Raw genomic sequence first — 15,196 nt, 5'->3', positions numbered from 1 at the left:
AATGCCATCCGTAGCTTTTTATACGTTGGGATGCAAAGTCAATTTCTATGATACTGAAGCCATCTGGCAGCTATTTAAGAATGATGGATACGAGCAGGTGGATTTCGAGGGTACCGCCGATGTCTATCTGATTAACACCTGTACGGTGACCAATACGGGCGACAAAAAAAGCCGGCAGATGATCCGCCGGGCCGTGCGCCGCAATCCGGACGCTATTGTAGCGGTAACCGGCTGCTATGCGCAGACCTCACCCGGAGAGATTCTGGACATCCCCGGAGTGGATCTGGTCATCGGCAACCAGGACCGTGAACAGATCATGACCCATGTGAAGAATATTCAGGAATCACGCCAGCCGGTGAATGCAGTCCGCAACATTATGAAGACACGGGAATTCGAGGAGATGGATGTGCCCGGGTTCGCCGACCGGACGCGGGCGTTCATGAAGATTCAGGATGGCTGCAACAACTTCTGCACATTCTGTATCATTCCCTGGTCGCGCGGCCTGTCGCGCAGCCGTGATCCGAAATCCATTGTGGCCCAGGCGCACCAGCTGGTGGAAGCCGGTTACAAGGAGTTCGTGTTGACGGGCATTCATACCGGGGGGTACGGCGATGATCTGGATAACTACCGTCTCGCGGATCTGCTCTGGGAGCTGGATAAGGTGGATGGGCTGGAGCGGGTACGGATCAGCTCCATCGAGGCGAGCCAGATTGACGAGAAGCTGATGGAGGTGCTGAACCGCAGCACGAAGATGTGCCGTCATCTGCATATTCCGCTCCAGGCGGGCCATAACGAGGTACTGAAGGCGATGCGCCGGAAGTATACTACGGAAGAGTATTTTGCCAAAATGCAGCTAATCCGCCAGGCCATGCCGGATGTGGGGATTACAACCGATGTGATCGTCGGCTTCCCGGGCGAGACGGACGAGATGTTCCGGGCTGGCTATGACTTCATGAAGGCGGTCAACTATTCCGAGATGCATGTGTTCCCGTATTCCAAACGGACCGGGACCCCGGCGGCACGGATGCTGAATCAGGTCGATGAAGAGATCAAGAATGCGCGTGTGCAGGAATTGATTGATCTCTCCGAAGAGATGCAACTGGCCTATGCCCGGAGCTTCGTCGGCAAGACGTTGTCCGTTATCCCGGAGCGTGCTGCCAAAGGCTCGGCAGGACGCAGCATACAGCATGGCTTCAGCGACAATTATCTCCAGATTCTGTTCCCGGGCGATGATTCGCTGCAGGGTGAGCTGTGCCAGGTGAAGGTAACGGAAGCCGGCGTGAATGAATGCCGCGGTGAGCTTGTCAGTGTGAGCCAGCCGGCAGCAGCCGGGCTGGGCGGAAGTGTCCGTTAGGACAGAGACTTACCAATGAAAGGATGTCTATTTAGCCCTGATGGCGACTAGACATCCTTTTTTCGTTAGCTCGTAAGGGCGGAAGGGAATTTTGGAGCTGTAGGAGCTATATAGTTACAAAGACCTGAATTTGCCCGGGATTTGAAAAAAACTGAAAATAGGGTAAAGACTTGGGCCTTATTTGTCGATATAGTGGAAGAGTGTGGTAAAAATCCACCGATAATAAGACCGTCTAAGGAGAGAACAGATGACCGTGTACAGGAAAATGACAAAAACGCTCCTCATTATGATATTGCTCGTTGCTGCAGCTTTTCCGGTAACCGTCTTTGCCGCTGCTGGAGACACTATCTCTATTGAATTCGACAGCTCCGCCAAGGTAGAACTTACCGTTGGCCAGTCGCCGAAGCAGCTTAAGGTATATGCCAATGTAGAGGGCTCCGCTTCCAAACGGGATGTAACGGCAGCCGCCACATGGACCTCCTCGAAGCAGGAAGTCGTAACGGTACTGAACGGCCAGCTGAAGCCGGTGGATGCCGGAACGGCAATGATTACAGCAACCTACAATAATGCAATAGCTTCGGTAGAGGTGTCGGTCTCCCATTCCTTCAAGGAACTGAAATTGACCCGCAGTACAGAGGGCAGCTATAAATTAGGCGACAAAGAGGAATTGCTGTCCGTTACGGCAACCGCCATCGGCGGAACTTCAGCCACGGCGCAGAAGGATGTAACGAAGGACGTTGAATGGAGCAGCTCGAATACTGGCGTGCTGACCATTGCAGCAGGTAAGATTACGCTGGTAGGTGAAGGTAAGGCTACGATTACCGCCAAGTACAAAGGATTAACCGAGACGATCAAAGCGGTGGTGGAGCTTCCTTATGCCGCCATTATGCTCAAAGACAAGAGCGGCACTGTTGTCAAAGAACTCGAAATGCTGGTCGGGGATAATCCGGTGCATGTGACTGCGGTGACCAAAGCCACAGCGGTGAGTCCAGAGCTCACGATCGACAAAGAGGCAGAGTGGAGCAGCTCCAGCGAAAGTGTAGCTACAGTAAAAGACGGCGAGATTACCATTCTCGGCGTGGGCAAGACTGTCATTACCGCAAGCTATCTGGGTGTCACCCAGTCGGTGGATGTCTATGTGCGCGCACCATATGAAGCGCTTGTGCTGAAGCCTTCCGGCGACCAGTCACTTTTCCTGGGGGAGAGTCTGAATGTAACGGCAATGATGCGCAATGCGGTCAATTCGACCTCGAACGAAACAGCATCCGCAGTCTGGACCTCTGACAACCTGATGAACGCTACGGTGACTGCCAATACGGCGGATGCGGCCAACGCTTTTGCCACGGTTACAGGTAAAGCGGTAGGGACCTCGATCATTAAGGCGAGTTATCTGGGCATCAGCAAAACCTTCAAAATCACCGTCCTTCCAACCCTGACGGAGCTCAGTCTGGAGAAGACGGAACAGGAAATATACACGGCGGATGCTGTAAGCCTGCCGAAGGTGAACGGAACCAAGTATGATGGAAGCAAGCTGGATATCAGCGATGAGATGGATTGGACCTCTGCGAATGAAGAGATTGTCTCCATCAAGGACGGGAAGCTGGTTGGCGGCAAGGCAGGCACAGCTATCCTGACCGGGAAGCTCAAGGCTGGCGAAGTGAATTCCGCCTCCGCTGCAGCCATCCGCTCCAAAAGCGTTCAGTTTACTGTAACGGTTCAGAATAAAGTGCTTGTCCTGATTGGACCCGATGCTGCTCTGGGAGTAGTAATCGGTGAAGAATTGCCGCTGCCCGCTGTCCAGGCTGTGCTGGAGAATGGCGACGAGCTGGATGTATCGGGAAGCATCAAATGGGAGCTGAGCGGCAGCAATGCGGTTCTTAAGCAGACCACTGCTGCCAAGACGATCAAGGGACTGGTCAAAGGGACGGCGACCCTGAAGGGCACCTACTCCAACAAGACGATCAGTGTTCCGGTAACGATTGAACAGAAGGTTGTGAAGCTGGTTGTGGAACCGGCAACGCTGGAGATGAATATCAAGGCCTCCAAGAGTATTAAGGTCACCGGGTATTTCTCCAACGGCAAATCTGCCAACTTCTCAGGGGCGATGAACTGGGAATCCTCTAACCCTGCTGTAGCCTCGATCAAAGGCACTTCCGTCAAAGCCTTGGCAGAAGGTACAACTACACTGAGCGGCTCCTATCAGGGAATTCAGGCAACGGTCAAGATCAATGTTGTTCCCAAGCTGATGAAGCTGACGGTCAGTGAGAAGCGGCTGAGCCTTGCGCCGGGTGCAGGCAAAAGCGTGGTTGTAACTGCGCTGTATGATACCGGCCAGACTGCGGTAGTCACGGGAAGCATGGTCTGGACCAGCTCCAAATCCTCTGTAGCCAAGGTGAACGCATCCGGTATGATTACAGCGGTAAGCAAGGGAACTACATCTGTTAAAGGAAAGCTGGGTACCAAGACAGTATCGGTATCGGTCAGTGTGAAATAGTGTAATGCTGCTGCTGGCGGTTAAGGCAGCAACCAGACCTGTGCATTCGTCCAGCGGACGGTGTGCGGGTCTTTTTTGTTGAGTTAAGTAGGGCAATTTATGAATTCGGACAATGCGGTGGCTGCTGCGTTATTAGCCAAGATGGGTTATACTACAAGAGAAGCAAGGGAAGTACGCCGGGAATTCCTGCGTATGTTCATGAAGCTCCGGACGCGATTGGATCAGGGGCGATTGGCGCTAATTATGTCGGTGGCGGATTTGTATTTCAAGCCGGACCGGACACAGGATGAGGAGATTCTAAGAGAATTAATAGATCATTACCCGGAGGAGGGGGAAGCCATAATGGAATTGATGCCAGCCTGGAAACGTTGGGGATACGAAGAGGGCAAAGCCGAAGGAATAGAGGAAGGCAAAGAAGAAGGCCAAGCGGAGCTTATCCGTAAATTGCTGCTCCATGGATTTTCTCCGGAAGCGGTATCAGAGGCCGTCGAATTGCCACTCGATAAGATTAAGAAGCTGATGTAGATATAGACCCGGGGTGAATGTTACCCAAGGTCTTTTTTTTCGTGCATGAATTCCCGCTGGTTGACAGAGAAATCCTTGATTAGAACTGCGGGGCTGTTTGCAGTATAATTAGGGCGGCGATCACGATTCTCGGAAGGCTCAGGGCTGCAGCCGCTGCTCCAGCCTGGACCATACAGGCAGATAACATAGCGGCAGCACCCCAAGTGAGCAGACGACATTGAACAGAGTCTGGGCGTGGGCCAGCTGAGCGGCAGGCCCGCCGCCGATCCAGGCGGATAGGGACTGCAGCGGCCCTATAAAAGGCAGGAACAGCAGGGCGCCGCCGACATTGAGCGTCACATGCGACCAGGCGACGAATACGCCGGAAGGCGTACTGCCGATGGCGGCAATGACGGCAGTGGCGCAGGTGCCGATGTTCGCGCCGAGGACAATGGCAATGCCAAGTGCTGGAGGCATCACGCCGCTGGTAGCGAGGCCCATCGCCATGCCGATGACCGCCGCGCTGCTGTGCACCATCGCGGTCAGCACGGCCCCGGCGGCCAGGCCCCAGAGCGCGCTGGTGGCGGCATGACCAAGGAACCAGCGGAACAGGCCGCTGCCTTCAAGAGCGGGGCCGATGGACTGCATGACCGCGATGCCCCACAGGATCAGTGCGAATCCGAATACCGCCAGGCAGATGAACTGCAGCGGTCCCGAGATTCGGCGGCAGGTCTCAAGCAGCCGCCACGACTGCGGCGGCAGCTCGCCGGCCATCACGGCGGCGGCCCACAGGCAGAGCGCGGCGATCAGCAGCGGCATAGCCAGTGTGCTGATCTGCAGGCTGATCAGCTCTGTCGTCAGGCAGGTGCCGATATTGCTGCCGAGAATAATGCCGAGCGTGCGGGCATAGGTCAGCAGCCCGGCATTGACCATGCTGATGGTCAGCACCGTCACGGCGGTGCTGCTCTGTAGCAGCGCAGACAGCAAGGCGCTGGCAATCAGGCCTTTGGCCGGTGTAGAGGTAGCCTTGTGCAGGCTGCGCTTCAGCAGCGGACCGGCCAGCCGTGACAGTGAAGCTTCCATCACCTTCATGCCGGCGAGGAATATGGCAAGACCGTAAAGGACAGGGAATAGCAGTTCACGGATCATAAGGACAGGCTCCTTTTTGAACAGGGGTTGTACCCAATATATGAACGCCAGGCGTGGGACATGTATATTAATCCGGCAACAAGACAAGAACAGGGAGTTGAAGTCATTGGCATCGGTAATTCTGGAACGTAACCGTAAAAAAAGACTGGAGCAGGGCCATCCATGGGTCTACGCCAGCGAAGTGGCCTCGGTGGACGGAGAGCCGCAGGCAGGAGGACTGGTGGATGTACTGAATCACCAGGGGCGTTATCTGGCTACCGGTTATTACAATCCGGCCTCGCAGATCCGGGTAAGAATCCTGTCGCAGCGTAAGCTTGCAGCGATGGACACGGCGTTTTTTGCAGAACGGTTCGCGGATTGTCTGCGGCACAGGGAACGTTTCCTGCCGGGGGCAGACGCCTATCGTCTGGTGTATGGGGAAGCGGATTTTCTGCCGGGGCTGGTGATCGACCGCTTCGGTGAGGTGCTCGTGGTGCAGCTGTTGACGCTGGCGATGGATCAGCACCGGTCCGAGATTGTTGAAGCGCTGGTACAGGTGGTGGCGCCGCGGGGCATCTACGAGCGGAGCGATGTCAGTGTACGGGAGCTGGAGGGACTGGAACAGACCACGGGTGTGCTCTACGGCGAATGCCCGCGTCACATCACCGTTAGTGAGAATGGGCTGAAGGTGATTGTGGATATTGAAGAGGGGCAGAAGACAGGGTACTTCTTCGATCAGCGGGAGAACAGGGCGTCTATCGCTCCGCTGATGAAGGGCTGGGGCGGACGCAGCGGAATTACACTGCAGAGTATAGAGGCCGAGGACGGTACACTCCAGACGCTGCCGGTTAACAAAAGCGGCAAGCCGGTCTCCTTCCCGTACTGGGACGGTGCTACCGTACTGGAATGCTTCGCGCATACCGGAAGCTTCACGCTGCATGCCTGCAAGTACGGCGCCAAGAAAGTAACCTGCCTGGATGTCTCCGCACATGCCATCGAGAGTGCGAAGGCCAATGTAGAGATCAACGGATTCAGCGACCGGGTTGAGTTCGTGGTGGATGATGCGTTCGCCTTCCTGCGCAATCAGGTCAAGGGACAAGAGGAACGCAGCGAGCGGGCTACAGGCCCGGCGGCGGAGGCCAAGCCCGGCTCCAAACCGGCAGCCAAGGCAGACACCGCGAAGCCGATGACCGCCGGCGGCGGACGTACGTGGGATGTCGTGATTCTGGACCCGCCCGCTTTTGCCAAGACCAAAAGTGCGGTTGCAGGTGCGGTCCGCGGCTACAAAGACATCAATCTGCAAGGCATGAAGCTGGTCAATGAAGGTGGATATCTGGTTACCGCCAGCTGCTCGTACCATATGCAGCCGCAGTTGTTCCTGGATACGATTATGGAGGCGGCCAAGGATGCGGGCAAGGTGCTGAGACTGATCGAATGGCGGGCCGCAGGCAAGGACCATCCGCAGATTCTCGGCGTAGAAGAAGGACATTATCTGAAGTTCGCCATCTTTGAAGTGCGCAGCAAATAAAGGTCGTAGACTGGCGAAATAGCCGGTTAGGCAGGAGAGTCTCTTTAATAGAGGCTCTTTTTTTCTTGTTTTATAGGAAATATTAATATCCGTCTGTTGCAGGCTGAATGAGAAAATGACGAGCGCCTTGTCGCCGGATTTCCACCGCGAACAGCGGGATCCATCTGGAAATCTGCAGTGGCAGGCATTTGTAAACTATGGCAAACGTACGTTCTGGAGCGCGCGGAGGAGGTGTGCTATACTATTGGAACGAGAGTTACATAGATTGTGATTGGCATAGAGTGCTAGTGTTCAACGGAAGGGGTCTGCTGAAATGACGGTTAACTTTATCATCGGCCGCTCGGGCAGCGGCAAGACTACTACAATATGGGAGAGGGTATCCTCCCGGCTGAAGTCAGAGCCGCTTGGAGCGCCGATTATTCTTCTGGTGCCGGAGCAGGGCTCGTTCGGTGCGGAGCGCGGACTGCTGGCAGCGGGCCAAGTGCAGGGAAGTATCCGTGCACAGACGCTAAGCTTCTCGCGGCTGGCCTATCGGGTGAAGCAGGAGACCGGCGGCAGCGCAAGTCTGCCGATCAGCGAAGAAGGCAAGAAGATGCTGATCTATAAGATTATCAGCCGGCGCAAGGAAGAACTGAAGCTGTTCGGCGCTTCTTCGGACAGGCCCGGATTTGTGGAACGGCTCAGCAGTCTGCACACGGAGCTCAAGCGCTGCTGCCTTGGAGCCGGTGACCTCGAAGAACAGCTTGGCAGAATGCGGGATGCCCTGGGAGGAAGTCCGATTCTGGCCGGCAAACTGGAAGATCTGCACACCGTCTACAGCGAGCTGGAGCAGGAGATGTCACAGCTCTATATTGATGAAGAGGACAGGCTGGCCGAACTGGCTGAGCATATCATTGATTCGGCTTACCTCCGCGGCTCAGAGATTTGGGTGGACGGCTTCCACGGCTTCACCAACCAGGAATTCATCGTTCTGCGTGAGCTGATGCAATACGCCGACAAAATGACCATTGCCCTGACGCTTGACCGGACGTATCCGTCAGAACAGGCTCCGCATGAGCTGGAGCTGTTCCATCCGCCCGCAGTTACTTATATTAAGCTGCGCGGGATGGCGGAGGAACTGGGCCTTACAGTATGGGATGAGCTGCTGGCTCCGCCGGTGCTCCCCAGATTCATTGACCGTCCGGCACTTGCCCATCTGGAGCGCGGGCTGCAGCGCCGGATGGCATGGGGAGGTTCAGCCGAACAGGTGAATGAAGCTATCAGTATCCGGGCAGCAGCTTCACGCCGGACCGAGGTGGAGGGCGTACTGCGTGAGATGCTGGACCTGGCCAGAGATTCGGGGGCGAAATATGGCGAGATGGCTGTATTCATGCGGAATATGGCGGATTATGAGCCGCTGCTTGCCCCGCTGTTCCAGGAATTCGGGGTTCCGTTCTTCCTGGATCAGAAGCTGAATGAGCTGCATCATCCGCTGGTGGAATTCATCCGTTCTGCCCTGGATGTGGTCCGCCGCCGCTGGCGTTATGAAGATGTGTTCCGCTGTGTGAAGACAGAGCTGCTGCTTCCGCTGGACGGGAGTATTACCCGGGCGCATATGGATGAGCTGGAGAACTATGTGCTGGCCTGCGGCATTCACGGCTACCGCTGGACGGACGGACGCTCCTGGAAGGGCATTCCCCGTCTCTCCCTGGAGGGCAGTGAAGCCGTGGATGAAGCGATGCTGGCCAGGATGGAGGCCTGCCGCAGAGCGGTAACAGGACCGCTGCAGGCTTTTGAGCAGAGAATCAAAGCCAGCCGCAGCGGTCTGGAGCTGTGCAGGGCAGTCTATCTTCTGCTGGAAGATACGGAAGCCGCCCGCAAGCTGGAACGGATGGGAGCGGAAGCGCTGAAGCAAGGCCTTCCTGAAGCGGCCCGTGAGCATAACCAGCTGTGGGGCGCTGTTCTGGATCTGCTCGACCAGATTGCCGAGATGATGGGTAAGGAACGGATGGAATTCGGTTTGTTCGCCGGGGTGCTGGAGACCGGACTGGCTGAGCTTAAGCTGGGGCTTGTTCCGCCTGCCTTGGATCAGGTGCTGATAGGTACGATGGACCGGACGCGGGTGTCCGGAGTGAAGTATGCGTTCCTGCTGGGATTCAATGAAGGTGTCGTTCCCGCACAGTTCAAGGAAGACGGCATCTTGTCCGAGGGGGAACGCCTGTTGCTGGAGAAGTCCGGGCTGGAGCTTGGTCCAGGCTCATCCCGCAAGCTGCTGGATGAACGGTTTCTGATCTACAATGCGCTTACGGCGGCCAGCCGGAAATTATGGGTGAGTTATGCCGCCGCAGATGATGAGGGCAAGGCACTCTTGCCCTCGGAGGTGATCCGTCAGCTGCAGCAGTTGTTCTCCCAGCAGCTAGTTCCACAGTTTATGTCAGGAGTTCCGCAATCGCCGTCCCCAGCTGATGACGGAGAGGCTGTGCATATGAGCTATATCGGCCATCCCGAGCAATCTCTGCGCATGCTGATGCTTCAGCTCCGGCAGTGGCGCCAGGGATCAGAGATTCCCGGATTATGGTGGGATGTGTATAACTGGTTTGCGGCGGGAAGGCCGGCAGATTCAACGGGAGACAGGCTCTCAGATATAACGGTTGATCTGCACTCAGGCGTGATGCTGAATTCAGAGCCGGATAAACAGGTAGACCCGCATACAGGTACTTCGCCGGATTCAAGCGTGAACGGGCAGCCGTTCCTGCAGCCGATGAAGCCGCAGCTTGACCGGCTGCTGGGTTCACTGTTCTACCGCAATGAAGGCATCCGGCTGAAGAAGGAGACCAGTCTGAGGTTGTATGGCGGCTCTACCCTGCGCGGAAGCGTGTCGCGTATGGAGAAATTCGTCGCTTGCTCGTTCTCCCACTTTGCCTCCTATGGACTTAGGCTGAAGGAGCGCCAGCTCTACAAGCTGCAGGCACCGGATATCGGTCAGCTTTTCCATGCGGCCTTAAGCGAGATGGCCAAGCAGCTTCAGGAGCAGGGGCGCAGCTGGGGCAGCCTGACGGCTGAGGAATGCCGCAAGGAGGCGGGGGCGACAGTGGACCGTCTCTCTCCGCTGCTTCAGGGGGAGATTCTGATGAGCAGCAAGCGCTACAGCTATATTTCGCGCAAGCTGAAGAACATCGTCGGCCGCGCCTCGGTCATTCTCGGTGAGCATTCGCGCCGGGGCAGCTTCGAGCCGGTTGGACTGGAGCTGGATTTCGGCCCGGGCAAGGACCTGCCTCCGCTGAGAATTACACTGCCGAACGGCTGTGTGATGGAGGTGGTCGGCCGAATTGACCGTGTAGACAAGGCGGAAGGCGAGCAGGGGGTTCTGCTGCGGGTTATTGATTACAAATCCAGCCAGAAGGATCTTAAGCTGCATGAGGTCTACTATGGATTATCTCTGCAAATGCTGACCTACCTGGATGTCCTGCTCACCTACTCGGAGCAATGGCTGGGTACAGCTGCCCTTCCGGCTGGTGCGTTATATTTCCATGTTCATGATCCGCTGCTGGCTTCAGCCAACGGAATGAACCGGGAGCAGGCGGAGCAGGAGCTGATGAAGCGCTTCAAGATGAAGGGGCTGCTGACGGCGGACCGCGAGGTGGTCTCCCTGATGGATACGACACTGGATAAAGGGTATTCATCCATAGTTCCTGTTGCGCTCAAAAGCGACGGCAGCTTCTACAGCAGCGCGTCTGTAGCTACGCCGGAGCAGTGGGGACAACTGCTGACTTCGGTGCGCAGCACTATATCGGATATCGGGACAAGCATTACAGAAGGCGATGTGGCGATTAAGCCTTACCGTATCCAGCAGGAGACAGCCTGCACATTCTGTTCTTTCCGTCCGGTGTGCCAGTTCGATGAGACAGTAGAGGGCAATGGATACAACCATCTGAGCAAGCCGGGCAAAGACGCGATCTGGGAGCTGCTGTCCCGCAAAGGAGGAGAGAAACGGTGAACCTAAGACCTGAAATAGAAGCGAAGCCTGAAGGCAGTCTGTGGAGTGATGACCAGTGGAGCGCCATTGCCGAGCACGGCAGCGATATCCTCGTGGCGGCGGCAGCTGGTTCCGGCAAGACGGCGGTGCTGGTGGAGCGGATTATCCGCAAAATCAGCAACCTGGAAGCGGGCTTCAGTGTGGACCGGCTCCTGGTGGCCACCTTCACCAAAGCAGCAGCCTCCGAGATGCGCCAGCGTATCCGTGAGGCGCTGGAGCGTAAGCTGGAAGAGAGCGCGGATGCGGAGCATGAGTACTTGCGCCGCCAGCTTGCCCTGCTGGGCAGAGCCTCCATTACAACGCTGCATTCCTTCTGTCTGGAGGTCATCCGCCGGTATTACCAGCTGATTCCGATTGATCCAGGATTCCGCATTCTGAATGAGCATGAAGCGGAAATGATGCGCCAGGAGCTGCTGGAGGAACTGATGGAGGAGAAATACGGTGAGGTTAACACGGATGGCGAAGATACGGTATTCGTACGGCTGGCGGACTGGTTCAGCGGTGAGCGCAGTGACGATGCTGTGCATGCGCTGATTCAGCGGCTGCATGATTTCGCACGCAGCCATCCCTGGCCGGGGCAATGGCTGCGGGATACCGCTGCCGACTTTTCGCTGCCGGATACGCAGTCGCTGAGCCACTCGCCTTGGGTGCAGAGCATCCTCGCCGAAGCGAAGCTGACGCTAAGCGGGGCGATCAGCCAGCTGGACCAGGGCAGGGACATGGCCCTTCAGCCTGGGGGACCGGCGCCTTATGCGGACAATCTGGCAGCTGATAGGGAGATGGCGCAGGGATTGCTGGAGGCGGTGGAAGATCAGCCATGGTCCGCTCTGTATGACATATTCATGGAGATCTCTTTCAGCAAGCTGAGGCCGTGCAAGAAGGATGCTACGGACCCAGGGCTTCAGGAGCGGGTGAAGGCCATCCGTGACAATGTCAAAAAAAGCTTGCTGGAGCTGCAGAAATCATTGTTCGGCCGCCCGGCGGAGGTATTCCTTGGGGAGCTGCATGAGGCGGCTCCGCTGATGCATGAGCTGGCGGAGACCGTTATTGAATTCGGCGAGCGTTACCGGCTGGAGAAGGCGGGCAGAGGCCTGGTCGATTTCAGTGATCTGGAGCATTATTGCCTGCAAATTCTGCGTCACCCGGATTCGGTTCCGGGACACTCGCTGCCTTCAGATGCAGCGATGGAATACCGCAGCCAGTTCGATGAGGTGCTGCTGGATGAATATCAGGACACGAATAGCGTACAGGAGGAGATTGTCCGTCTGATCTCCCGCGAGTCCCCCGGCAACCGCTTCATGGTCGGGGATATGAAGCAGAGTATCTACCGCTTCCGCCTGGCTGAGCCGGGCCTGTTCCTGGACAAATACCGCCGGTTCAGCAGCGGACAGCCCGCTGTTGAACCGGCGGAGGATGAGTCCGCATCAGGCCGGGATGCCTTGGCCGGCGGATCGGTTATAGATCTGGCCCGCAATTTCCGCAGCCGTATGGAGGTTGTGAATGCCGTGAATATGATTTTCCGGCAGATTATGGACAGTAATGTAGCCGAAATAAGCTATGACGAGCGCGCAGAGCTGGTCTATGGGGCGAGCTTTCCCGGCGCGGAGGAGAAAGGGCCGGATACTTACTTTGCACCAGAGCTGCTGCTGATTGACCGAGGGGCTTCTGCATCTGCACCCGGTTCGACGGAGGAAGCCGGTGAGGAGGATGAGCTGGGCCAGCAGGAGAATGAAGCTGTAGAGAGCGAGACGGCGCAGCTGGAGGCCCGGGCTATTGCCCGGCGCATTCTGCAGATGACAGGCATGACCGGCGGTGAGCCGCTCCTGATCTACGACAAAGCGCTGCGGATGATGCGTCCGGTCGTATACGGCGATATTGTTATTCTTCTGCGCTCCGCCCGTGTGTGGACGCCGCAGATCATTGAGGAGCTGCGGGGTGAAGGTATCCCTGCATTCGGGGACCAGAATAAGGGCTATTTTGAAGCTACAGAGGTGGAGATTGCGCTATCGCTGCTGCAGATCGTCGATAATCCCCGCCAGGATATCCCCCTGGCCGGAGTGCTGCGTTCACCGGTGGTGAACCTGCGCGAGGAGGAGCTGGCGAAGGTACGGCTGTGCAGCAAGGGCTCATTCTATGATGCACTGGTGGCAGCAGCGGACTGGCAGCCGGAAGCGGAAACCGGGAATGTGCAGCCCGGTACACCGTCACTTACAAATTGGGCAGCTTCTGCAATACTGGAAGATGATGACGGAGCAGCGGGGGAAGTCTCGGCTTCTGCGGAGAGGCTGCCCGGCGACGATCTTGTTGCCTGGAATCGGGAAGCGGCGCCGGAGACGGTTGCTGCGGATTCGGGTGTCTCTGAGGCGGTGAGAGAAATTGACGGGCAGCTCCGGAACAAGCTGAAGGCCTTCCTCGATCTGCTTAACGGCTGGAGAGATGCTGCCCGGCAGGGAAGTCTGAGTGTGTTAATCTGGCGTATTTACCGGGAGAGCGGGTATCTGGAATGGCTCGGAGGACTCCCTGGAGGCTTCCAGCGCCAGAACAATCTCCGGGCACTCTATGACCGCGCGGTTCAATTTGAGAATGAGACCTCGGCCAGAGGGTTGTTCCGTTTCCTTGTCTTCATCTCGCGGCTGAGGGAGAATGGCGGTGATCTGGGTGTTGCCGGCGGAAGCGGGGAGGAAGCCGGAGGCGTGCGGATCATGACGATTCATAAGTCCAAGGGTCTGGAGTTCCCGGTCGTCTTCCTGGCAGGCATGGCCAAAATGTTCAACCGCCAGGATCTGCATTCTCCATTCCTGATGCACAAGGAGCTGGGCTTCGGCCCCCGCTTTGTGGAGCGGGAGACGCGGGTCAGCTACCCGACGCTGCCTTATCTCGCCATTAACCGCCGTTCACGGCTGGAGCTGCTGGCGGAGGAGATGCGTGTGCTCTATGTCGGGCTGACCCGTCCGCGCGACAAAATGATTCTTGTCGGCACCCTGAGGGATTTGCCGCGTACGGTATCCGGCTGGACGGCCATGCAGGGCCGCGAAGAGCTGCTGCTGGCTGACCATCTGCTGGCCCGGGGGCGCAGCTATCTGGACTGGGTCGGACCGGCGCTAATCCGCCATCCTGCTGCGGCTATTCTGCGCAAGCTGGCCGGAAGCGAGGGAGCGGTATCCACCGTACTGCATCAGGATGAGTCCAATTGGAGCATTACAACGGTTAATGTGCAGGAGCTGGGCTCCGGGACCCTCGCGTCACCAGACGAGGATCATGACAAGAACAGGCAGCGCAGTCTGGTGCTTGATGCCCTCCGCAGGGGCAAGGCCGTCCCCTCGCTGGCAACACCAGCTGCGGAGCAGATTGCGGACAGGCTGGAGTGGGCTTATCCCTATGCAGCGGCTTCGGGCATTCCGGCCAAAACCTCGGTTACCGAGCTGAAGGCCTTGTTATCCATGCAGGAGCAGCCTTCCCATGATCTTTTGGAAGAGAGGGCTGCCGGAGAAGGACGGGAAATGCGCAGCGGAGCTGGCGGACATGGATACAGGGACAGTCTGCATCTGCAGCGGCCCCGATTCATGGAGGCACGGGGATTGACCCCCGCCGAGCGCGGAACGGCATACCACACCGTAATGCAGCATATTCCCCTGGATGAGCCGCTGAACCGGCAGGTCCTTGAAGCGACGCTGGAGCGTCTGGTAAGGCTTGCTATTCTAAGCAGGGAGCAGGCGGACGCAGTGGCGCTGGAGGAGATTGAGGGCTTTTACAGCAGTGAACTGGGCCGCAGGCTTATGCAATCCGCATGGAAGACAAGAGAGCAGCCGTTCAGCTACAGCGTACCTGCGGACGAAGCCTACCAGGGGCTGGACTATCTGAATGAAGCGGCCGCGGGGCTTGCAGGGGAAGACGGTAGAGGTGCTTACAAGGAAACTGTACTGATCCAAGGGGTAATTGACTGCCTGTTCCGTGAAGAAGGGCGGCTGATTCTGCTGGATTACAAAACAGATGCTATACCGCCGCAGGAAGACGGGCTGAAGCTATTGTCGGAGAAATACCGTTTCCAGCTGGAGCTGTACAGCAAGGCTCTGCTTGATATTCTGGGCGAGCCGGTCAGCGAGGTGTGGCTGTTCTTTTTCGACGGGGGCCGCGCGGTAAGGCTATGAGGTTCGGATACAAATCTATGATTGC

General features: G+C 57.1%; 7 protein-coding genes. 6 read left to right on the top strand and 1 reads right to left on the bottom strand.

What is annotated here, in order from left to right:
• The first annotated feature begins 1 nt into the window (after position 1).
• From mtaB to HQN87_RS04475, 3 genes are all read left to right on the top strand, one after another.
• Entirely contained in the window at positions 2–1,354 is a 1,353-nt protein-coding gene (gene mtaB, locus HQN87_RS04485; RefSeq protein ID WP_173128396.1) for a tRNA (N(6)-L-threonylcarbamoyladenosine(37)-C(2))-methylthiotransferase MtaB, read from the top strand.
• A 265-nt stretch (positions 1,355–1,619) separates the two neighbouring features.
• Positions 1,620–3,848 carry a hypothetical protein gene (locus HQN87_RS04480; protein WP_254075350.1) on the top strand — a complete coding sequence of 743 codons (2,229 nt, stop codon included), beginning with the start codon at positions 1,620–1,622 and terminating at the stop codon, positions 3,846–3,848.
• Between the two features lie 99 nt (positions 3,849–3,947).
• Positions 3,948–4,373: an RpnC/YadD family protein gene (locus tag HQN87_RS04475; RefSeq protein WP_173128389.1), complete on the top strand. Its 426-nt coding sequence runs from the start codon at positions 3,948–3,950 to the stop codon at positions 4,371–4,373.
• Between the two features lie 138 nt (positions 4,374–4,511).
• On the opposite strand, the gene HQN87_RS04470 is transcribed toward HQN87_RS04475, so the two are convergent.
• Positions 4,512–5,501 carry a Na/Pi cotransporter family protein gene (locus HQN87_RS04470; protein WP_173128385.1) on the bottom strand — a complete coding sequence of 330 codons (990 nt, stop codon included), beginning with the start codon at positions 5,499–5,501 and terminating at the stop codon, positions 4,512–4,514.
• 106 nt (positions 5,502–5,607) lie between these two features.
• Here HQN87_RS04470 and HQN87_RS04465 point away from each other — a divergent pair, with 106 nt between their 5' ends.
• From HQN87_RS04465 to HQN87_RS04450, 3 genes are all read left to right on the top strand, one after another.
• Entirely contained in the window at positions 5,608–7,008 is a 1,401-nt protein-coding gene (locus tag HQN87_RS04465) for a class I SAM-dependent rRNA methyltransferase (RefSeq protein ID WP_173128382.1), read from the top strand.
• 313 nt (positions 7,009–7,321) lie between these two features.
• Positions 7,322–10,984: a helicase-exonuclease subunit AddB family protein gene (locus HQN87_RS32235; RefSeq protein ID WP_254075349.1), complete on the top strand. Its 3,663-nt coding sequence runs from the start codon at positions 7,322–7,324 to the stop codon at positions 10,982–10,984.
• Positions 10,981–15,171, top strand: a complete 4,191-nt coding sequence (locus HQN87_RS04450) for a UvrD-helicase domain-containing protein (protein ID WP_173128379.1) — start codon at positions 10,981–10,983, stop codon at positions 15,169–15,171. Before HQN87_RS32235 ends, HQN87_RS04450 begins: the two co-directional genes overlap by 4 nt.
• Positions 15,172–15,196: the final 25 nt, after the last annotated feature.

This window comes from Paenibacillus tritici, assembly GCF_013204885.1.
GTDB classification, from domain to species: Bacteria; Bacillota; Bacilli; order Paenibacillales; family Paenibacillaceae; genus Paenibacillus_AQ; species Paenibacillus_AQ tritici.
This window is presented reverse-complemented; position numbering and strand designations above follow the sequence as displayed.

Bases quoted from the DNA above. Each gene is read 5' to 3' on its own strand.
- HQN87_RS04480 (WP_254075350.1), top strand. From the start codon at position 1,620: ATGACAAAAACGCTCCTCATTATGATATTGCTCGTTGCTGCAGCTTTT.
- HQN87_RS04475 (WP_173128389.1), top strand. From the start codon at position 3,948: ATGAATTCGGACAATGCGGTGGCTGCTGCGTTATTAGCCAAGATGGGT.
- HQN87_RS32235 (WP_254075349.1), top strand. From the start codon at position 7,322: ATGACGGTTAACTTTATCATCGGCCGCTCGGGCAGCGGCAAGACTACT.
- mtaB (WP_173128396.1), top strand. From the start codon at position 2: ATGCCATCCGTAGCTTTTTATACGTTGGGATGCAAAGTCAATTTCTAT.
- HQN87_RS04470 (WP_173128385.1), bottom strand. From the start codon at position 5,501: ATGATCCGTGAACTGCTATTCCCTGTCCTTTACGGTCTTGCCATATTC.